Origin of the sequence: Limimaricola soesokkakensis, assembly GCF_900172345.1 — a bacterium.
GTDB classification, from domain to species: Bacteria; Pseudomonadota; Alphaproteobacteria; order Rhodobacterales; family Rhodobacteraceae; genus Limimaricola; species Limimaricola soesokkakensis.
On record NZ_FWFY01000002.1, the window covers coordinates 356,647 to 377,447 of the forward strand.

General features: G+C 67.5%; 18 protein-coding genes. 9 read left to right on the forward strand and 9 right to left on the reverse strand.

What is annotated here, in order from left to right; all coding sequences use genetic code 11:
* Positions 1-55: 55 nt before the first annotated feature.
* The 5 genes from rimP to LOS8367_RS04500 all read left to right on the forward strand — a co-directional run bounded on the left by rimP (position 56) and on the right by LOS8367_RS04500 (position 6,045).
* Positions 56-634 (forward strand): ribosome maturation factor RimP, encoded by a 579-nt coding sequence (gene rimP, locus LOS8367_RS04480; protein WP_085895256.1) that lies wholly within the window; start codon positions 56-58, stop codon positions 632-634.
* A complete protein-coding gene (gene nusA, locus LOS8367_RS04485; RefSeq protein ID WP_085895258.1) occupies positions 634-2,250 on the forward strand; it encodes a transcription termination factor NusA in 1,617 nt (538 codons plus the stop codon). The genes rimP and nusA overlap by 1 nt, the downstream gene beginning before the upstream one ends.
* A gap of 7 nt (positions 2,251-2,257) precedes the next feature.
* Positions 2,258-2,881: an RNA-binding protein gene (locus tag LOS8367_RS04490; RefSeq protein WP_085895259.1), complete on the forward strand. Its 624-nt coding sequence runs from the start codon at positions 2,258-2,260 to the stop codon at positions 2,879-2,881.
* 5 nt (positions 2,882-2,886) lie between these two features.
* Positions 2,887-5,388: a translation initiation factor IF-2 gene (gene infB, locus LOS8367_RS04495; RefSeq protein ID WP_085895261.1), complete on the forward strand. Its 2,502-nt coding sequence runs from the start codon at positions 2,887-2,889 to the stop codon at positions 5,386-5,388.
* Positions 5,389-5,499: 111 nt separating this feature from the next.
* Positions 5,500-6,045, forward strand: a complete 546-nt coding sequence (locus LOS8367_RS04500) for a P-loop NTPase family protein (RefSeq protein ID WP_085895262.1) — start codon at positions 5,500-5,502, stop codon at positions 6,043-6,045.
* Positions 6,046-6,124: 79 nt separating this feature from the next.
* Here the strand turns inward: LOS8367_RS04500 and LOS8367_RS18985 are convergent, their stop codons facing one another.
* From LOS8367_RS18985 to LOS8367_RS04515, 4 genes are all read right to left on the reverse strand, one after another.
* A complete protein-coding gene (locus LOS8367_RS18985; protein WP_165761381.1) occupies positions 6,125-6,265 on the reverse strand; it encodes a hypothetical protein in 141 nt (46 codons plus the stop codon).
* 130 nt (positions 6,266-6,395) lie between these two features.
* A complete protein-coding gene (locus LOS8367_RS04505) occupies positions 6,396-6,794 on the reverse strand; it encodes a (deoxy)nucleoside triphosphate pyrophosphohydrolase (RefSeq protein ID WP_085895263.1) in 399 nt (132 codons plus the stop codon).
* The gene (argJ, locus tag LOS8367_RS04510; RefSeq protein WP_085895264.1) at positions 6,791-8,008 is read right to left on the reverse strand and encodes a bifunctional glutamate N-acetyltransferase/amino-acid acetyltransferase ArgJ; all 1,218 of its coding nucleotides are present in this window, start codon (positions 8,006-8,008) and stop codon (positions 6,791-6,793) included. The genes LOS8367_RS04505 and argJ overlap by 4 nt, the downstream gene beginning before the upstream one ends.
* A 2-nt stretch (positions 8,009-8,010) precedes the next feature.
* The gene (locus tag LOS8367_RS04515; RefSeq protein ID WP_085895265.1) at positions 8,011-8,853 is read right to left on the reverse strand and encodes a peptidylprolyl isomerase; all 843 of its coding nucleotides are present in this window, start codon (positions 8,851-8,853) and stop codon (positions 8,011-8,013) included.
* Positions 8,854-9,038: 185 nt separating this feature from the next.
* Between LOS8367_RS04515 and secA the strand changes: the two genes are divergently transcribed.
* From secA to LOS8367_RS04530, 3 genes are all read left to right on the forward strand, one after another.
* Entirely contained in the window at positions 9,039-11,855 is a 2,817-nt protein-coding gene (secA, locus tag LOS8367_RS04520) for a preprotein translocase subunit SecA (RefSeq protein WP_085895267.1), read from the forward strand.
* Between the two features lie 134 nt (positions 11,856-11,989).
* A complete protein-coding gene (locus LOS8367_RS04525; RefSeq protein WP_085895269.1) occupies positions 11,990-12,892 on the forward strand; it encodes a hypothetical protein in 903 nt (300 codons plus the stop codon).
* Complete coding sequence (locus LOS8367_RS04530; RefSeq protein ID WP_106534970.1) at positions 12,889-14,499, forward strand: phosphate ABC transporter substrate-binding/OmpA family protein; 1,611 nt, start codon at positions 12,889-12,891, stop codon at positions 14,497-14,499. The genes LOS8367_RS04525 and LOS8367_RS04530 overlap by 4 nt, the downstream gene beginning before the upstream one ends.
* Here the strand turns inward: LOS8367_RS04530 and radC are convergent.
* The 3 genes from radC to dnaK all read right to left on the reverse strand — a co-directional run bounded on the left by radC (position 14,496) and on the right by dnaK (position 18,461).
* Entirely contained in the window at positions 14,496-15,257 is a 762-nt protein-coding gene (gene radC, locus LOS8367_RS04535; protein ID WP_085895272.1) for a RadC family protein, read from the reverse strand. The genes LOS8367_RS04530 and radC overlap by 4 nt on opposite strands.
* Positions 15,258-15,302: 45 nt before the next feature.
* Entirely contained in the window at positions 15,303-16,457 is a 1,155-nt protein-coding gene (gene dnaJ, locus LOS8367_RS04540) for a molecular chaperone DnaJ (protein ID WP_085895274.1), read from the reverse strand.
* A gap of 81 nt (positions 16,458-16,538) precedes the next feature.
* The gene (dnaK, locus tag LOS8367_RS04545; RefSeq protein WP_085895276.1) at positions 16,539-18,461 is read right to left on the reverse strand and encodes a molecular chaperone DnaK; all 1,923 of its coding nucleotides are present in this window, start codon (positions 18,459-18,461) and stop codon (positions 16,539-16,541) included.
* A gap of 207 nt (positions 18,462-18,668) precedes the next feature.
* Here dnaK and LOS8367_RS04550 point away from each other — a divergent pair, with 207 nt between their 5' ends.
* A complete protein-coding gene (locus LOS8367_RS04550) occupies positions 18,669-19,277 on the forward strand; it encodes an alpha-ketoglutarate-dependent dioxygenase AlkB family protein (RefSeq protein ID WP_085895278.1) in 609 nt (202 codons plus the stop codon).
* Positions 19,278-19,333: 56 nt separating this feature from the next.
* Here the strand turns inward: LOS8367_RS04550 and LOS8367_RS04555 are convergent, their stop codons facing one another.
* Positions 19,334-19,936: an SH3 domain-containing protein gene (locus LOS8367_RS04555; protein ID WP_085895281.1), complete on the reverse strand. Its 603-nt coding sequence runs from the start codon at positions 19,934-19,936 to the stop codon at positions 19,334-19,336.
* On the reverse strand, positions 19,933-20,754 hold the full coding sequence (locus LOS8367_RS04560; protein ID WP_085895469.1) for an ABC transporter permease: 822 nt from the start codon (positions 20,752-20,754) through the stop codon (positions 19,933-19,935). The genes LOS8367_RS04555 and LOS8367_RS04560 overlap by 4 nt, the downstream gene beginning before the upstream one ends.
* Between the last annotated feature and the right edge of the window lie 47 nt (positions 20,755-20,801).

A 20,801-nucleotide genomic window follows, 5' to 3' on the forward strand; every position in this document is an offset into this window, starting at 1 on the left:
CCACCGGGAAAGATCGACGGGCCGCTGGCCCGTTTTTTTGTGCTTGGAGGACCCCATGTCCGACCTCATCGCCAAGGCCGCGATCGACCGCCGCGTCCAGGAGATCATCGAGCCCGTCATCAATGACATGGGCTTCGAGCTGGTGCGTGTGCGGCTGATGTCGGGCAAGTCCACGACGCTGCAGATCATGGCGCAGAAGCCCGACGGCACGATCGAGGTCGATGATTGCGGCCAGATCTCCACCGCCGTCTCCGCGGTGCTCGATGTCGAGGACCCGATCCTCGACGCCTATACGCTCGAGGTCTCCTCGCCCGGCATCGACCGGCCGCTGACCCGGCTCAAGGATTTCGAGCAGTGGAAGGGCTACGAGGCCAAGATCGAGACCGACGAGCTGATCGACGGCCGCCGCCGTTTCAAGGGCGAGCTGGCGGGCACCGCGGGCGACGAGGTGCTGATCGAGATCGAGGAAGGCACGATCGGGCTGAAATTCGAATGGCTGTCGGATGCCAAGCTGGTGCTGACCGACGAGCTCATTCGTGAGGTGCTGCGCAACCGCAAGGATGCGGGGCAGATCGACGAGACCCAATTCGACGATGTTGAAACCATCATTGATGGTGATGAGGAGAACGACTGATGGCCATCACGTCCGCAAACCAGCTGGAATTGCTGCAGACCGCCGAGGCGGTGGCGCGCGAGAAGATGATCGACCCCGCGCTCGTGGTCGAGGCGATGGAAGAGAGCCTCGCCCGGGCCGCCAAGTCGCGCTACGGCGCCGAGATGGACATCCGGGTCAACATCGACCGCAAGACTGGTCGCGCCCGCTTCACTCGCGTGCGCACCGTCGTCGCCGATGACGAGTTGGAGAACTACCAGGCCGAGATGACGGTCGAGCAGGCGAAGCAGTATCTCGACGACCCCAAGGTCGGCGACGTCTATGCCGAGGAGGTGCCGCCGGTCGAGCTGGGCCGTATCGCCGCGCAATCGGCCAAGCAGGTGATCCTGCAGAAGGTCCGCGAAGCCGAGCGCGACCGGCAATACGAGGAGTTCAAGGACCGCGCCGGCACGATCATCAACGCCACCGTCAAGCGCGAGGAATACGGCAACATCGTCGTCGAGCTTCCCGGCGCGGGCGAAGCCGTGCTGCGCCGCAACGAGAAGATCGGCCGCGAGGCCTATCGCCCCGGCGACCGGATCCGCTGCTACGTCAAGGACGTGCGCCGCGAGGTGCGTGGCCCGCAGATCTTCCTGTCGCGCACCGCGCCCGAGTTCATGGCCGAGCTGTTCAAGATGGAAGTGCCCGAGATCTACGAGGGCATCATCGAGATCAAGGCCGTGGCCCGCGACCCCGGCTCGCGCGCGAAGATCGCCGTGATCTCCTATGACAACTCGATCGACCCGGTCGGCGCCTGCGTCGGCATGCGCGGCAGCCGCGTTCAGGCCGTGGTCGGCGAACTGCAGGGCGAGAAGATCGACATCATCCCGTGGAACGAGGACATGCCGACCTTCCTCGTCAACGCGCTGCAGCCCGCCGAGGTCTCCAAGGTCGTGTTCGACGAAGAGGCCGAGCGGATCGAGGTGGTGGTGCCCGAGGAGCAGCTGTCGCTCGCCATCGGCCGTCGTGGCCAGAACGTGCGTCTGGCGTCGCAGCTCACCGGGCTCGACATCGACATCATGACCGAGGAGCAGGAATCGAAGCGCCGTCAGGCCGAGTTCGAGACCCGCACCAAGCTGTTCATGGACACGCTCGATCTCGACGAGTTCTTTGCGCAACTTCTCGTCTCCGAGGGGTTCACAAATCTCGACGAGGTCGCATATGTCGATCAGGACGAGCTTCTGGTGATCGACGGTGTCGACAGCGACACCGCGGCCGAGCTCCAGGCGCGTGCCCGCGACTATATCGACGCCCAGAACAAGGCCGCGCTGGAGCGGGCCCGCGAGCTGGGGGTCGAGGACAGCCTGATCGGCTTCCCGGGGCTGAGCCCGCAGATGGTCGAGGCGCTCGCCAAGGACGGCGTCAAGACGCTCGAGGATTTTGCGACCTGCGCGGATTGGGAACTGGCCGGCGGCTGGACCACCCAGAACGGCGAGCGCGTGAAGGATGACGGCGTGCTGGAGCCCTTCGACGTGAGCCTCGAAGAGGCGCAGGAGCTGGTGATGACCGCGCGCGTGGCGCTGGGCTGGGTCGATCCCGACGAGCTCGCCGCCGAAGAGGCCGCCGCGGCGGCCGAGAACGACGAGGAAGAGGTCTGAGACACGCATGGGTCGCGGTGGAATGAAGGCGGAGCGGGCCGACGGGCCGGAACGGAAATGCATCGTCACCGGTGACGTGCAGCCGAAATCCGGCCTGATCCGCTTCGTGATCGGCCCCGACGGCCAGGTGGTGCCCGACATTCTCGGCAAGCTGCCGGGACGGGGCATTTACGTGACGGCCGAGAAGGCCGTGATAGAAACGGCGAAGCGCGGGCAATTCGCCCGCGCCGCCAAGGCGCCGGTGACGGTGCCGGACGGGCTGGCGGCCGAGGTGGAGCGTCAGCAGGCGCGCCGGGTGGTCGATCTGATCGCTCTGGCCCGCAAGGCGGGGCTGGCGATCGCCGGCTTCGAAAAGGTGAAGGCGGCGCTTGCTGGCGATCACGTCCGCGTGCTGCTTCAGGCCTCCGACGGGTCGGTGCGCGGCAAGTCCAAGCTCTGGACCCCCACGGGGGCAAGATATTACGGCTGCCTGACCTCGGAAGAATTGGGTTTGGCTTTCGGCCGGCAAAGTGTGATACACGGCGCGCTCGCCGCTGGCGGACTCAGCGACCGTGTTGTAGAGGAGGCCGCGAAACTGCGCGGTCTACGAGAGAGCAACGGCGGCGATACGGCCTCCGGGAAGGATATGTAAATCTGATGAGCGATACCGACGGCAAGAAACCTCTTGGTCTGCGCGGATCCCGTCCGGGGAACGTCAAGCAGAGCTTCAGTCATGGCCGGACCAAGAACGTCGTGGTCGAGACCAAACGCAAGCGCGTCGTGGTGCCCAAGCCGGGCGGCGCGGCGCAGGGCACGGCTGCGACCGGCGCGGTGCGGGGCGACCCGTCCAAGCGCCCGGCCGGAATCAGCGAGGCCGAACTCGAGCGCCGGATGCGCGCTCTGGCGCTGGCCCGGGCCCGTGAGGCCGAGGAGGCCGAGAAGCGCGCCGCCGAGGAGGCCGCCCGCGCCGAGGAGCGCGAGCGCCGCCGCGCCGAGATCGAGGCCAAGGAACGCGAGGATCGCGAGCGCGAGGAAGCGCTGAAGGCCAAGGCCGAGGAAGAGGAGCGCAAGAAGCGCGAGGCCGAAGAGGCCGCGCGCCGCGCTGCCCAGCCGGCGCCGCAGCAGCCCGCCGCCGCGACCCCCGGCGAGATGCCGGCCGGCGGCCCGCGTCCCGGCTCGGCCCCCCGCAAGGCCGGCGACCGCGACCGCGACGCCCGCGCCGACAAGAAGGCCAAGCCCGCGACCAAGGGTGGCGCCGACAACCGCCGCTCGGGCAAGCTGACGCTGAACCAGGCGCTGTCCGGCGAAGGTGGCCGCCAGCGCTCCATGGCGCAGATGAAGCGCAAGCAGGAGCGCGCGCGCCAGAAGGCGATGGGCGGTCATGTCGAGCGCGAGAAGGTGGTGCGCGACGTGCAGCTGCCCGAGGTCATCACCGTGGGCGAGCTCGCCAACCGCATGGCGGAGCGCGTGGCCGACGTGGTCAAGTCGCTGATGAACAACGGCATCATGGCGACGCAGAACCAGTCGATCGATGCCGACACCGCCGAGCTGATCATCGAGGATTTCGGCCACCGCGTCGTCCGCGTCTCGGATGCCGACGTCGAGCAGGTGATCGAGCAGGTCAAGGACAAGCCCGAGGACCTGCAGGATCGCGCGCCGATCATCACGGTCATGGGTCACGTCGATCACGGCAAGACCTCGCTGCTCGACGCGATCCGCAAGACCAAGGTCGTCTCGGGCGAAGCCGGCGGCATCACCCAGCATATCGGCGCCTATCAGGTGGATACCGAGAGCGGCACGCGTCTGACCTTCCTCGACACGCCCGGCCACGCGGCCTTCACCTCGATGCGGGCCCGTGGCGCGCAGGTGACGGACATCGTGGTGCTGGTGGTCGCGGCCGATGACGCGGTGATGCCGCAGACGATCGAGGCGCTGAACCACGCCAAGGCCGCCAAGGTGCCGATGATCGTGGCGATCAACAAGGTCGACAAGTACGACGCCAACCCCGACAAGGTCCGCACCGACCTGCTCCAGCACGAGGTCATCGTCGAGAAGATGTCCGGCGACGTGCAGGACGTCGAGGTCTCGGCGATCACCGGCAAGGGTCTGGACCAGCTGCTCGAGGCGATCGCGCTGCAGTCCGAGATCCTCGAGCTCAAGGCCAACCCGAACCGTCCGGCGCAGGGCGCCGTGATCGAGGCGCAGCTCGACGTGGGCCGCGGCCCGGTCGCGACCGTCCTCGTGCAAAACGGCACGCTCAAGCGCGGCGACATCTTCGTCGTGGGCGAGCAGTGGGGCAAGGTCCGCGCGCTCGTGGACGACAAGGGCGAGCGCGTCGAGGAGGCCGGTCCCTCGGTCCCCGTCGAAGTGCTGGGTCTAAACGGCACGCCCGAGGCGGGCGACGTGCTGAACGTCGTCGAGACCGAGGCGCAGGCCCGCGAGATCGCGGAATACCGCGCCAATGCCGCCAAGGAGAAGCGCGCCGCCGCCGGTGCCGCGACGACCCTCGAGCAGCTCATGGCCAAGGCCAAGGAAGACAAGAACGTCTCCGAGCTGCCGATCGTGGTGAAGTCCGACGTGCAGGGTTCGGCCGAAGCCATCGTCCAGGCGATGGAGAAGATCGGCAACGACGAGGTCCGGGTCCGGGTGTTGCATTCGGGCGTTGGCGCGATCACCGAGAGCGACATCGGCCTCGCCGAGGCTTCGGGTGCGCCGGTCTTCGGCTTCAACGTCCGGGCCAACGCGCCCGCGCGTCAGGCCGCGAACCAGAAGGGCGTCGAAATCCGCTACTACAGCGTGATCTACGACCTCGTGGACGACGTGAAGCAGGCGGCCTCGGGCCTTCTGTCGAACGAGATCCGCGAGAAGTTCATCGGCTATGCCAACATCAAGGAGGTCTTCAAGGTCTCCAACGTGGGCAAGGTCGCGGGCTGCCTCGTCACCGAGGGCGTGGCACGCCGCTCCGCCGGTGTCCGCCTGCTGCGCGACAACGTGGTGATCCACGAGGGCACGCTGAAGACGCTCAAGCGCTTCAAGGACGAAGTCGCAGAGGTCCAGTCGGGTCAGGAATGCGGCATGGCCTTCGAGAACTACGAGGACATCCGCCCCGGCGACGTCATCGAGATCTTCGAGCGGGAATCGGTCGAGCGGTCGCTCTGACCACCCCGCGCGATGGAGAATTGGAAAGGGGCGGTCTTCGGGCCGCCCCTTTTCCGTCATGCGACGTGTTCGCCGCTTGACGCCATATGGGCGGGCCGCGATCCATGGGCCATGAAGCGGGTGATGATCATCGGACAGCCCGGATCGGGCAAGTCGTGGCTGGCGCGGCGGATGGGAGAGATCACGCATCTGCCGGTGATCCATATCGACCATATCCACTGGGCCCCCGGCTGGATCCAACGGTCGCGCCCCGAGAAGGATCGGCTCTGCGCGGAGGTCCACGCGCGGCCCGAATGGATCTTCGAGGGCGGACATTCCTCGACCTGGGGCGAAAGGCTGGCCCGAGCCGATACGGTGATTTGGCTCGATCTGCCATTACGGCGCAGGCTGCCGCGGCTGCTGTGGAGAACGCTGCGCCGCTATGGCCGAACCCGGCCGGACATGCCGCAGGGCTGCCCGGAGCGGTTCGACCGGGAATTCTACCGATGGGTCTGGCGCACCCGGAATTCGATGCGCTCGCGGCTGAACTGGTTCTACGGCCAGATCCCCGAGGGCAAGGACCGTCACCGCTTGCGTAGCCGCGGCGAGGTCGCGGCCTATCTGCACGGCCTGTCGGAGGCGGTAAAGCGGGGCAATCTCGGCCTGCCGCATCGTTGAGGGCAAAAGAAAAGGGACGGCCCGGAGCCGTCCCCTTCGCGTGCGGAACACTCGTGAAACGCGGGCAACGCGAAAGGGATCAGGCAGCCTTCGCGACGTTTGCCGGGCGGCCTTCGTAGAAACGCTCGCCCACGCGAATGCGCATGCGCCCGTTCTCGAGTTGCTTGACGAGAAGACCCTGCACCGAGATGCAGCTTCCGATCAGGATGGTTTGCAGCATAATGGACTCCAGAGATGGTTCACGCCCCGCATATTATGCGCGGGTGTGTGAAGAATACACCACTCTGACGTCTTTTTGATAGGATATGGAACCAATTGGCCGGTTTCGACGCAGGGTTACGAGAGCTGCGTCAGAGCCAGTCGCGCAAAACGGGAATGAGCGGCAGATCCGCCGGCGGCATCGGGTATTCCCGCAGCCGGTTCGGTCGCACCCATTCGAGCGCTTGATTCTCCCGCCCATGCGCCGTGCCCTGCCAGCGGCGGCAGGCATAGAGCGGCATCAGCAGGTGAAAGCTCTCATAGGCATGGCTGGCGAAGGTGAGCGGCGCGAGGCAACTCTCCTGCGTGTCGATGCCAAGCTCCTCGTGCAACTCGCGGATCAGCGCCGCCTCGGGCGTTTCGTCCGCCTCGACCTTGCCCCCGGGAAATTCCCACAGACCTGCCATCGACTTGCCTTCCGGGCGCTGCGCGAGCAGCACCCGGCCATCGGCGTCGATCAGGGCGACGGCGGCAACGAGAACGATCTTCATGACCGATAGTCGGCGTTGATGTCGATGTAGCGATGCGTCAGATCGCAGGTCCAGGCCACGGCTTTGCCCGTGCCGAGACCAAGATTGATGTCGATCACGATCTCCTGCCCCTTCATGTAGGCGGCGGCCTTTTCCTCGCTGTAGGAGCGGCTGACCCAGCCATTCTCGGCCACGAGGATCTCGCCGAAGCGGATCGAAAGCCGGTCGCGATCGGCCTCGGCGCCGGACTTGCCCACCGCCATGACGACGCGGCCCCAGTTCGGGTCCTCACCGGCGATTGCGGTCTTGACCAGCGGCGAGTTGGCGGTGGCCATGGCGACCTTGCGGGCATCGGCGTCGGAAGCCGCGCCGGAGACGCGGATCTCGACGAACTTGGTCGCACCCTCGCCATCGCGCACCACCTGATGCGCGAGGTCGAGCATCACCCGCTCCAGCCCGGCCGCGAAATCGGCGTTGCCGGTCGCATCGACGCCGGAGGCCCCGGTCGCGGCCATCAAGAGCGTGTCCGAGGTCGAGGTGTCGCTGTCGACGGTGATGCAGTTGAAGGTCCGGTCGGTGATCTCGCGCAGAAGCGCCTGCAATGCGGGCTGGTCGTGCTTCGCGTCGGTGAAGATGTAGACCAGCATCGTCGCCATGTCGGGCGCGATCATGCCCGACCCCTTGGCGATGCCGGCGATCTTCACGCTCTTCCCGTCGATCTCGACCGTCTCGGTCGCGCCCTTGGGAAAGGTGTCGGTGGTCATGATGGCGCGCGCCGCGCCCTCGATGCCCAACGGCTCCAGCGCGGCGTTCAGCTCGCCCAGCTTCGCCACGATCCGCTCATGCGGAAGCGGCTCGCCGATCACCCCGGTCGATGAGGTGAAGACGCGCGCCGCGTCGATGCCGGTGGCCTGCGCCACGGCGGCGCAGATCTCGGCCACCGAGCGTTCGCCCGCTTGGCCGGTGAAGGCGTTGGAATTGCCGGAATTGACGAGGAAGGCGGCGCGGGATGTCTGCGCGCCGATCTTCGCCTCGCAATCGCGGACCGGGGCCGAGCGGGTGGAGGAGCGCGTGAACACCCCCACCACCGCCGACCCTTCGGCGAGCTCCGCGAGCATCACGTCGGTCCGGTTCGCGTATCGCACCCCGGCCGCGACCGAGGCGAAACGCACGCCCGCGATCTCGGGCAGGGCGGGAAAGGCGGCGGGCGCCAGAGGCGAGACCGGACCGGCCATGATCAGTTGCCTTCTTCGAGCAGGTCGAGATCGGTGAGCAGCGCCGGATCGAACGCGCCCTCCTCGGGGCGGGTGATCTCGGCTTCGCCCTCGAGCTCGGTCAGGCGCTCCTCGATCTTGCCCTGCTGAATCTGACTGGCAAGATCCTCGCGCACCTCGTCGAGCGAGGGCGGCTCCTGGGTGCGGGTGTCGTCGAGCCGGATCACGTGGAAGCCGAACTGGGTCTCGACCGGGGTTTCGGTCATTCCGCCCTTTTCCAGCTCCGCCACGGCGGCTTGGAACGGCTCGACCATCATGCCCTCGGCGAACCAGCCGAGGCTGCCGCCCTGTGCGCCCGAGCCCGGATCGGTCGAGACCTCCTTGGCGACCTCGGCGAAATCCTCGCCCGCCTCGAGCCGCTCGAGCACCGCCTGCGCCTCTTCCTCGGTCTCCACGAGGATGTGGCTGGCGTTGTATTCCTGCACCGGTTCGGCGTCGGCGAAGGCCTCGTCATAAGCCTCCTGCAGCGCCTCGTCGGAGACCTCTTCCTGCATCATCGCGTTGATCGCCTCGCCCGCGAGCAGCGAGCGGCGCTGGTTCTGCAGGGCCAGCTCGACCCGGGCCGGGGTGTTCTCCAGCGTGTCGGCCAGCACCTGCTGCTGGATCAGCTGGTCGAGAATGCCCTGAAACAGGGTCTCGGGCGGCAGCTGCTGGTATTGCTGCGGCAACTGGCTGCGAGTGATGATCATTTCGCCCAGCGTGATCTCGGTGCCGTTCACCGTGGCGACGACGTCCGAGGCCTGTTGCGCGGAGGCCATCGTGGCGAAGCCGGCCATCAGGGCGGCGGCGGGCAGCGTGCGGATCATGTGGTTTCCTTCCCTAGCCGCGCGGGGACGCGTCCCGGGCGCGACGTTGACACTCGGTCCCCCGCCCCTTACATCGCCGGATGGGCTGGCAAAGGGCGGCACTTGCGCCCTATCTATGCCCCACATGCGGGGGCGACAAGCGACCTCCTTGCAGATCACAGGACGACGGCAGGAGACAATCGCCAATGCTGGGTATCGGATCGCTGGCCAAGAAGGTCTTCGGCACGCCGAACGACCGCAAGATCAAGTCCACGCGACCGCTGATCGAAAAGATCAACGCGCTCGAACCCGAGTTCCAGGCGCTGGATGACGATGGCCTCAAGGCCAAGACCGTCGAGTTCAAGGAGCGGATCGAGAAGGGCGAAAGCCTCGACCACCTGCTGCCGGAGGCCTTCGCCAACTGCCGCGAGGCGGCACGCCGCGCGCTTGGCCTGCGCGCCTTCGACACGCAGTTGATGGGCGGGATCTTCCTGCATCAGGGCAACATCGCCGAGATGAAGACCGGCGAGGGCAAGACCCTGGTCGCGACCTTCCCGGCCTATCTCAACGCGCTGTCGGGCAAGGGCGTGCACGTCGTCACCGTGAACGACTACCTCGCCAAGCGCGACGCGGAATGGATGGGCAAGGTCTATGGCGCGCTGGGGCTGACCACCGGCGTGGTCTATCCGCAGCAGCCCGAGGCCGAGAAGAAGGGGGCGTATGCCGCCGACGTCACCTATGCCACCAACAACGAGCTGGGCTTCGACTACCTGCGCGACAACATGAAGTCCGAGCTGTCCCAGATGAACCAGCGCGGCCACAACTATGCGATCGTCGACGAGACGGACTCGATCCTCATCGACGAGGCGCGCACGCCGCTGATCATCTCGGGTCCGAGCCAGGACCGTTCGGAGCTCTACCGGAGCATTGACCGGGTGATCCCGGACCTCACCGACGAGCATTACACGCTCGACGAAAAGACCCGCTCGGTCACCTATACCGACGAGGGCAACGAGTTTCTCGAGACGCGGCTGCAGGCGCTCGGCATCCTGCCCGAGGGCCAGACGCTCTACGACCCCGAGAGCACGACCATCGTGCACCACGTCAACCAGGGCCTTCGCGCGCATAAGCTGTTCCAGCGCGACAAGGACTACATCATTCGCGACGGCCAAGCCGTGCTGATCGACGAGTTCACCGGCCGGATGATGCATGGCCGCCGGCTTTCGGACGGTCTGCATCAGGCGATCGAGGCCAAGGAAAATCTCGACATCCAGCCCGAGAACGTGACGCTGGCCTCGGTGACCTTCCAGAACTACTTCCGGCTCTACGACAAGCTCGCGGGCATGACCGGCACCGCGCTGACCGAGGCCGACGAGTTCTACGAGATCTACCGCCTCGGCGTGGTCGAGGTGCCGACCAACCGCCCGATCCAGCGGATCGACGAGCACGACCAGGTCTATCGCACCGCCCGCGAGAAGTTCGATGGCGTGGTCAAGGCGATCAAGGAGGCGCATGAGAAGCGCCAGCCGATCCTCGTCGGCACGACCTCGATCGAGAAATCCGAGTTCCTGAGCCAGCTGCTCGAAAAGGAGGGCATCAAGCACAACGTGCTCAACGCCCGCCAGCACGAGCAGGAAGCGCAGATCATCGCCGATGCCGGCAAGCTCGGCGCGGTGACCATCGCCACCAACATGGCCGGCCGCGGCACCGACATCCAGCTTGGCGGCAATGTCGAGTTGAAGGTGCTCGAGGCGCTGGCCGCCGACCCGGAGGCGCATCCCGACGAGATCCGCGCCCGGATCGAGGCCGAGCATGCCGACGAGAAGAAGGCGGTGCTGGAAGCCGGCGGCCTGTTCGTTCTGGCCACCGAGCGCCACGAGAGCCGGCGCATCGACAACCAGCTGCGCGGCCGCTCGGGCCGGCAGGGCGATCCGGGCCGGTCCTCCTTCTTCCTGTCGCTTGAAGACGATCTGATGCGGATCTTCGGCTCGGAGCGGCTCGAGAAGGTGCTGTCGGGTCTGGGCATGAAGGAAGGCGAGGCGATCGTGCACCCTTGGGTGAACAAGTCGCTCGAGCGCGCGCAGGCCAAGGTCGAGGGCCGCAACTTCGACATCCGCAAGCAGCTCCTCAAATACGACGACGTGATGAACGAGCAGCGCAAGGTGATCTTCTCCCAGCGCCGCGAGATCATGGAGGCCAAGGACCTGTCGGAGATCGTCGCCGACATGCGCCATCAGGTGATCGAGGATCTCGTCGCCGCCCATATCCCGCCCAAGGCCTATGCCGACCAGTGGGACACCGAGGGGCTCTACGCCCAGGCGATCCAGGTGCTCGGCATCGACGTGCCGGTGATGAAATGGGCCGAGGAGGAAGGCGTCGACGACGCGGAGATCCGCGAGCGGCTCGAAGAAGCCTCGGACAAGCTGATGGCCGAAAAGGCCGAGACCTTCGGCCCCGAGACCATGAAGAGCATCGAGAAGCAGGTGCTGCTGCAGACCATCGACGGCAAGTGGCGCGAACACCTGCTGATGCTCGAGCATCTGCGCTCGGTGGTGGGCTTCCGCGGCTATGCGCAGCGCGACCCGCTCAACGAGTACAAGACCGAGAGCTTCCAACTGTTCGAGGGGCTGCTCGACGGGCTCAGGACCGAGGTGACCGAGAAGCTGGCGCAGATCCGGCCGATCTCCAAAGAAGAGCAGCAGGCGATGCTGCAGCGCGCGATGCAGGCGCGGGCGCAGGCTGCCGGTGGCAACGGCGCCGCGGCTGCCGGTGCCTCGGCCGCGACCGGTGCTGCCGCCGGTGCGACCGGTGCCGCCGGTGCGGCGGCACAGCCCGCCCCCGCGCCGCGCCGCGAGGCGCCCGAGCTGGCCACCGCCGGGGCGGCACCTGCCGCCGACGCGGCTGGCGGAGCGGCGCCGGGCTTCGACGAGAACGATCCCGCGACCTGGGGCGCGCCCTCGCGCAACGAGCCGTGCCCTTGCGGCTCGGGCGAGAAGTTCAAGCACTGCCACGGCAAGCTCTGATCCTCCTATCTCCCGTCCGGGCCGCGGGTTTTGCCGCAATTGTGCCCGGATGACTCCCTCAAGGTGCCGGGTTGCGGACGCGCCCGGGCCTTGCGGGGGTGCCATGATCGGTGGAGTTGAAAGAGGATCTGGTCATGGCCGTCTTGCGTTTTCTCCTGACCGCGACCGCCTGCGCGGGCGCGGCCATCGCGATCGGACAGTTCATGGAAAGCGGCGTGTCGCGCGCCGCCGCGACGCCGGTCGACCTTCCCGAAACCTATCCCGAAGCGCCGGTGCTGACCGCCGCCGTCACCGAGATGGCACCGCGCCTCTCCGGGGCGTTCGACCTGCCGCAGCCGCCGCGCAGCCCGGCCCGGCTGGCGCGGCTCGGACCGGTGCCCGCGAAGGAGGGCTGCGATCTGCGCCTTTCGGCCCAGCCGCGCCCCGGCGCCATCGCGGAGTTGCAGCTCGCCGCGCCCTGCGCGCCGCTGGCCCGCGTCACGCTGCGGCATCAGGGGCTGACGGTGACGCTGCTGACCGATGCGCAAGGCGAGGCCGGAGTGCTGTTCCCGGCGCTCTCGCGCGACGCGGTCTTCATAGCCGAGGCGGGGGGCGCCATGGCGGTGGCCCGAACCGAGCTTCCGGACATGGCCGAGTGGCACCGCGTGGCGCTGCAGTGGCGCGATGGCGACGGGCTCTCGCTCCACGCGCTGGCGCCCGGCGCGCGGTATGGCGAGCCCGGCCATGTGAGCCGCGACATGGCACCGGGCACGGCTGGCGGGGCCTCGATGATCGGGCTTGGCGATCCGGCCGCACCGGCGCCGCGTCTGGCCGAGATCTATAGCGCGCCCGTGGGCGACGCCGCCGCGATCAGCGTCGAGATCGAGGTCACCGCGACGAATTGCGGTAGCCCGGTTGCGGCGGAGTTGGTCCGCGTGGGCGACGCCGAGAGCATCGCCAGCACCGATATCGAAGTCACGCTTCCGGGCTGCGACGCGGTAGGCGAGCTTCTCGTCTTGCAAAACCTCGAGCCGGGACTGACAGTCGCGTCGAGATGACGCCGCAACGACCCGCACCCCCATCGTTTCAGCAGATCCTGCGCCGCGCGGCCCTCTGGGCCGCGTTGGCGTTCTGGCCGCTTCCGACGCTGGCGCAAGAGCCTGACACCACCGTGCAGCTCACCTCGCGCAGCGGCTCGCTGCGCCTCACCGGCAGCCTGTTGGGCTATGACGGGCGCTATCTGCGGGTGGCGACCGAGCATGGCGAACTGACGCTGCCCTTGTCGGGCGTGAGCTGCGAGGGCATGGCCTGCCCCGATCCCGAGACATGGGTGCCCGAACTGCGGCTGTCTGGCGCGGCGCGGCTGGGCGAGCTGGTGCTGCCGGCGCTGGTCGATGGCTATGCGCGCGAGCGGGGACTAGCGATCGACACCGTCGAAACCGATGCCACGCATCGGCATTACGCCCTCGTTTCGGCCGAGGGGGGCGAGACGCGGCTGCGGGTGTCGTTCCGACTTACCTCGACCGAGGACGGCTTTGCCGACCTGCTCGCCGACGAGGCCGATCTCGCCATGGCCGAGCGGCTGCTCGACGCCGAGGAGCTTGCCCTGGCGCGCGATGCCGGTCTGGGCCGGCTCGACAGCCCGGGGCGGTTGCAGCTGATCGGTCTCGACGCGCTGGTGCCGGTGGTGGCGCCGGGGCGCAGGCTTCGGGCCCTGTCGCTGCCGCAGCTGTCGCGGCTCTATGCGGGCGAGATCACAGACTGGTCGCGGCTGGGCGGTACGCCGGGGCCGGTGCGGCTGCATCTGGGGCCGGAGGCCAGCGGCCAGATGCAGGGTTTCGAGGCGCTGGTGCTGGGTCGCTCGGAGCGCGCCTTGTCGCCCGAGGTGATCCGCCATCCCGATACCGATACGCTGGCCGCCGCCGTCGCTGCCGATCCCGGAGGCATCGGCATGCTGCCCTTCGGGCGGCTCGGTACGACGCAGCCGCTGACGCTCAGCGGTCCCTGCGGCCTGCGCAGCAACGCCAGCGCCGAGACGGTGATGACCGGGGATTTCCCGCTCACTCTGCCGCTGGTGCTCTATCGCCCGATGCGCCGCCTGCCGGAAGCGGCCGAAGCGTTTCTCGACTGGATCGCCAGCGCCGAGGCGCAGCTGGTGCTGCGCCGTGCCGGGGTGACCGGGCTGGCGCCGCTGCCGATTCCGATCGAGGCACAGGGCCGCCGCCTCGCGGGGGCGGTGCTCGCGGCGGGCGAGGATGTGGGGCTGGGCGAGCTGCAGCGGATGCTGCGGGTGCTTGAGCCGCGCCAGCGCCTGTCGACCACCTTTCGCTTCGAGCCCGGCGCGGCGGCGCTCGACGCGGTATCGCGCAGCCATGTGGTGCAGCTCGCCCACGCGATCCGGGACGGGCGTCACAACGGCGAGTCGCTGCTCCTGGCGGGGTTCAGCGACGGGCTCGGCGGGCCCGTGGCCAATCACGACCTGTCGCTGGAACGGGCCGAGGCGGTGCGCGCGGCGGTGCTGTCGCTGCTTGGCGGTGCGCTGCCCGCAGGCGTGGCGCTCGAGGTCGCGGCCTTCGGCGAGGCTTTGCCGATGGGCTGCGACGACACCGAGACCGGGCGCGGCATCAATCGCCGGGTCGAGCTCTGGGTGGCGCCGCTGCGCTAGAGCAGCCCCTCAGCGCGAAAGCTGGTCTCTCGCGATTTACCGATGACGAGGTGATCGTGCAGCGTGATGCCCAAGGCCCCGGCGGCTGCCTCGATCTGCGCGGTCATGGCAATGTCGGCCTCGGACGGGGTCGGATCGCCCGACGGGTGGTTGTGCACGAGGATCAGCGCCGAGGCGTTCAGCTCGAGCGCCCGCTTGACCACCTCTCGCGGATAGACGGGCACGTGGTCCACCGTGCCGCGCGCCTGCGCCTCGTCCGCGACGAGCACATTGCGCCGGTCGAGGAACAGCACGCGGAACTGCTCGGTCTCGCGATGCGCCATCACGGTGCGGCAGTAGTCGAGAAGCGGCTCCCAGCCCGACAGGACGGGGCGCGCGATAACCCGGGCGCGGGCCATGCGGTGGGCCACGGCCTCGACCACCTTCAGGGCGCCGACGACCGAAGGCCCCACGCCCTCGATCTCGGTCAATCGCGGGATCGGAGCCGCGAGGATCCTGTTGAGATCGCCGAACTCGTCGATCAGCCGCCGCGCCAGAGGTTTCATGTCCTGCCGAGGAACCGCGAGAAACAGCAGCAGCTCCAGAAGCTCATAATCGGGCATCGCCTCGGCGCCGCCAGCAAGGAACCTCTCGCGCAGGCGGCGGCGGTGATCGGCCATGTAGGAAGGAATGCGACCCTTGGGCAGCGGCGCGATCTCGGCCACCTCGTCGGCGTCGAAGGGCAGGGGGCGCTCGGAGAATGTCGGGTCGGGTGCCATGCCCGCGACTGTCTCGCGGGCATGGTTAAGACGGGCTTAAGGGGCTCAGCCCTTCATCGAGTCCCAGAACCCCTTCACGGCGGAGAAGAAATTCGAGCTCTGCGGGTTATTCTTTTCGCTCGCCTCGTCGAACTCGCGCAGCAATTCACGCTGCCGCGCGGTGAGGTTCACCGGCGTCTCGACCGCGAGTTCGATGAACATGTCGCCGCGCTGGCCGCCGCGCAGCGCCGGCATGCCCTTGCCGCGCAGCCGCATCTGCCGGCCCGACTGGCTGCCCTCGGGGATCTTCACCCGGCTCTTGCCGCCATCGATGGTCGGCACCTCGATATCGCCACCCAGCGCCGCCGCCGCCATCGAGACGGGAACGCGGCAGTAGAGATCATGGCCATCGCGCTTGAACAGCTGATGCTCGGCCACGTCGATGAAGATGTAGAGATCGCCCGAAGGACCGCCCCTGAGCCCGGCCTCGCCCTCGCCAGCGAGACGGATCCGGGTGCCGGTCTCGACGCCCGCCGGGATGTTGACCGAGAGCGACTTCTCCTTTTCGACGCGTCCCGCGCCCTGGCAGGCCCGGCAGGGATCCTTGATGATCTGGCCGATGCCGTTGCAGGTCGGGCAGGTGCGCTCGACCGTGAAGAAGCCCTGCTGCGCGCGGACCTTGCCCATGCCCGAGCAGGTCGGGCAGGTGGCGGGCTCGGAGCCGTCGGAGGCGCCGGAGCCGTGGCACTTGCCGCAGGTGACCGAGGTCGGCACCGTCACGGTCTTCTGCATGCCGGCGAAGGCGTCCTCAAGATTGATGCGCAGGTTGTAGCGCAGGTCGTTGCCGCGCGCGGCGCGGGACCGGCCGCCGCCACCGCCGCGCTGGCCCATGAAATCGCCGAACAGATCGTCGAACACGTCCGAGAAGGCCGAGGCGAAATCGCCCTGCCCACGGAAGCCGCCAGCGCCGCCGCCCGGACGCCCGCCCATGCCGCCCTCGAAGGCGGCGTGGCCATAGCGGTCATAGGCGGCCTTCTTGTCGGCGTCCTTGAGCACGTCATAGGCCTCGTTGGCGGCCTTGAACTGCTCCTCGGCCTGCGGGTTGTCGGAGTTGCGGTCGGGATGCAGCTCCTTCGCCTTGCGGCGATAGGCCTTCTTGATCTCGTCGGCGGACGCGCCCTTGGAGACCCCGAGCGTTTCGTAATAGTCGCGTTTTGCCATAGGATCGTCCTACCTTTCGGAAACGGAAGGAGCCGGCCCGGTCGCCGGGCCGGCTCCTTGGACTAGAGCTCTCGCGGCGCCTCAGCGGCCCCGCTTGTCGTCGTCCAGATCCTCGAAGTCGGCGTCGACGATGCCATCGTCATCGTTGTCACGCGGCTTGTCGCTCTCGGCAGGCTCCTCTTCGCCGGCCTCGGCCTGGCTGGCCTTGTAGATCGCCTCGCCCAGCTTCATCGACGCCTCGGAGACGTTCTGGATGCCGGAGCGGATCTTGTCGGGGTTGTCGCCCTCGAGTTCGTCCTTGAGCGCCGCGATGGCCAGCTCGATCGCCTCGACGGTCGAGGGGTCGACCTTGTCGGAGTGCTCCTCGAGCGATTTCTCGGTCGAGTGGATCAGGCTCTCCGCCTGGTTCTTGGCCTCGACCAGATCGCGCCGCTTCTTGTCGGCGTCGGCGTTCTCCTCGGCCTCGCGCACCATCTTCTCGATGTCCTCGTCGGTGAGACCGCCCGAGGCCTGGATGGTGATCTTCTGCTCCTTGCCGGTGCCCTTATCCTTGGCCGAGACCGAGACGATGCCGTTGGCGTCGATGTCGAAGGTCACCTCGATCTGAGGCATGCCGCGCGGCGCGGGCGGGATGTTCTCGAGGTTGAACTGGCCGAGCATCTTGTTGTCGGCGGCCATCTCGCGCTCGCCCTGGAAGACCCGGATCGTCACCGCGTTCTGGTTGTCCTCGGCGGTCGAGAAGATCTGGCTCTTCTTGGTCGGGATCGTGGTGTTGCGATCGATCAGACGGGTGAACACGCCACCCAGCGTCTCGATGCCAAGGCTCAGCGGCGTCACGTCGAGCAGCACCACGTCCTTGACGTCGCCCTGCAGCACGCCGGCCTGGATCGCCGCGCCGAGCGCCACGACCTCGTCGGGGTTCACGCCCTTATGCGGCTCCTTGCCGAAGAACTTGGTCACTTCCTCGATCACCTTGGGCATGCGGGTCATGCCGCCGACGAGCACGACCTCGTCGATCTCGGAGGTCGAGATGCCGGCATCCTTCAGCGCCGCCTGGCAGGGCTTCATCGAGGCCTTAATCAGGTCGCCCACGAGGCTTTCCAGCTTGGCGCGGGTCAGCTTCATGACGAGGTGCAGCGGCGTGCCGGTCTTGCCGTCCATCGAGATGAAGGGCTGGTTGATCTCGGTCTGCTGGCTCGAGGAGAGCTCGATCTTCGCCTTTTCGGCCGCTTCCTTCAGGCGCTGCAGCGCCATCTTGTCCTGGGTGAGGTCGCTGCCATGCTCCTTTTTGAACTCCTCGGCGAGGTAGTTCACGATGCGCATGTCGAAATCTTCGCCACCGAGGAAGGTGTCGCCATTGGTCGACTTCACCTCGAACAGGCCGTCATCGATCTCGAGGATGGTGACGTCGAAGGTGCCGCCGCCGAGGTCGTAGACGGCGATGGTCTTCGAATCCTTCTTGTCGAGGCCATAGGCCAGCGCCGCCGCGGTGGGCTCGTTGATGATGCGCAGCACTTCGAGGCCGGCGATCTTGCCCGCATCCTTGGTGGCCTGACGCTGGGCGTCGTTGAAATAGGCGGGAACGGTGATGACAGCCTGCGTCACCTCCTCGCCGAGATAGGACTCGGCGGTCTCCTTCATCTTCTGCAGGGTGAAGGCGGAGATCTGCGACGGGGAATACTTCTCGCCCTTCACCTCGACCCAGGCGTCGCCATTGCCGCCATCGACGATCTTGTAGGGCACGAGCTTGCGGTCCTTCTCGACCGCGGCGTCGGACATGCGGCGGCCGATCAGGCGCTTGACCGCGTGGATCGTGTTGGACGGGTTGGTGACGGCCTGCCGCTTGGCGGGCTGGCCGACGAGACGCTCGTCATCGGTGAAGGCGACGATCGACGGGGTGGTGCGGGCGCCTTCCGAGTTCTCGATCACACGGGGCTGCGAGCCATCCATGATCGCGACGCAGGAATTGGTGGTCCCAAGGTCGATGCCGATTACTTTAGCCATGTTCAAAACCCTCTAGCTCTAGGCGGTTTTCCGGTGCGGACCCGTTGAGGCATCTGCCCCGGACAGGAATTTTGCGGCGGGACGGGCCCGTCGCGGATCACTGGGCTATATAGGGAGGGCATTTTCGGGCTGCAACTGGCAGCATTGGCCGAGACGCGCCATTTTGCCGTATGGCCGTATGGCCGGAACCGAATGGCGGGAGAGCGGATGAGAGGCGAGGAGATCGAGCTGCGCGGCGTGAAGGTGCTGCCGGGCTTCATCGATGCGGATGCGCAGGCCGCGATGCTGGCGGAGCTGCGCGAGGTGGCGCGCGCCGCCCCGGTGATGCGCCCGGTGACCCGGCGCGGCCCGATGAGCGTGCAGATGACCTCCGCCGGCCGGCTGGGCTGGGTCGCGGACCGGCGCGGCTATCGATACGCGCCGCTGCATCCCGAGACCGGCGCACCCTGGCCGCCGATCCCCGACAGCGTGCTCGCCGTCTGGCGCGCGGTCGCCGGGGTCGCGGTCGATCCCGACAGCTGTCTGGTCAATCTTTACCGCGAAGGGGCGAAGATGGGCATGCATCAGGATCGCGACGAGGGGGATTTCTCCTATCCGGTGGTGTCGATCAGCCTCGGCGACGAGGCGCTGTTCCGAGTGGGCTCGGTCGAGCGGGGCGGTTCGACCGCCTCGATCTGGCTGCGTTCGGGCGACGTGGCGGTGATGAGCGGCGCGGCGCGGCTGGTGCATCACGGCATCGACCGGGTCCGGGCGGGGTCCTCGACGCTGATCCCGGGCGGCGGCCGGATCAATGTCACGCTGCGGGTGGTGCGGTAGCAAAACTCTTGCAAGAGTTTTTGCAAAAGCCTTCGAAGGCTTTTGGCGCGAAAGGCTCAGGGGGCGAGCGAACAGCAGCCGGTGCGGAGGCTGGTCTCGGGTGCCGTGCCGATCAGCATCGCCTCGAAGCCGTAGCGGCGCGAGGACATGCCGTCGGCGCATTGCTGGTTCAGCACCGACAGGGTCCAGATCGCCCCGCCCGCCGTCACCGCCCCGGCGAAGCGGCCGCGATGGGCGGCGCTGCCCAGGAGATCGGGGGCGGGCGCATCGAAGAGCGCCCCCTCGGGCGTTTCCATGCGCCATGTCGCACCGGTCTCGAGACGCCAGAACGGTTCGGTCCCGAAGCAGGCGGCGAGGGGCGGTATCGCCCCGTCCCATTGTCCGGGGCGACGGTCGAGGAAGGCCAGCGACACCCAGCCGGTGCCCTCGCCGGCATTGACCCGGCCCCAGCGCCCGTCGCGGGACATCTCGATCACCTCGACGCCGCGCGCGTCATGGGCGAGCCTGCCGATCACCTCGTGGCTGGTGCCGGGGCCCGAGCGGATGTTGAGCGCGTCATCCGCCGCCACCCCCGCCACGTCGAACAGCGCCGGCCAGGCATCGACCGTGGCAGAGACGGGCGCGGCCCAGAGGAACACGAGCAGCGCGAGCCACCTCATCGCCCGGCGCTCCAGCTCGCGGAGGCGCGCTTGCGGGTGAAGAACTCGGCCATCATGCCGATCGCCACCAGCGCCAGCCCGACCCAGAGAGGGTAGAGGGCCGAGGTGAAATGCGGCGTGTAGTTGAGAAAGATATGGCCGCGGGCCTGATCGATCGCGTGGAACAGCGGGTTCCAGTCGAATACCGGCAGCAGGTAGCCGGGCAGCGTGTTGGCGACAAACATCTTGCCCGAGGCGATCATATTGGTGCGCGCATAGACCGAGACGCCAATCTGGGTGAATTCCGGCAGCCAAGGCTTGATCGCCATGAAGATCATTCCGACGCCGACGCCAGAGAACCACGCAACCAGCAGCATGCCCATCGCGCCGACGGGGTCGTCGATCTCCACCGGCGTTACCAGCACGTGGTAGAAGAACAGGATCACAAGAAGTGACAGCAGCTGGATGTAGAGCGCGCCCAAGGCCGCCGCCGAGATGGTCACGGCGGTGTTGAGCGGTGCGTGCTTCATCATCGACGAGGCCGGGCCGTCCGCCTTGACCACCGCCGTCACCGCCTTGGTATGGGTCAGGAACAGGAAAATCCCCGACATCAGGTAGAGCAGGAAATCGCCCCTGAGCCCGGCGCCGCGCGCGCCGATCAGGGTGAACATCAGGTAGAAGGCGAGCACGAAGATCACCGCCTGCGCGATGTTCAACAACAGCCCGGCCAATGCGTTGCGGTGGCTCCGGCGCACCTCGCGCACCGTGGAATGATAGATCAGCTCGGCCAGTCCGGCGGCGCGTCTGCCGGTGCCACGGGGGCGCTCGCTTTCGAACATCTGACCTCGCTTGGCGGCCGGCGGGCCGGCGACGAATTTCTTGCCGA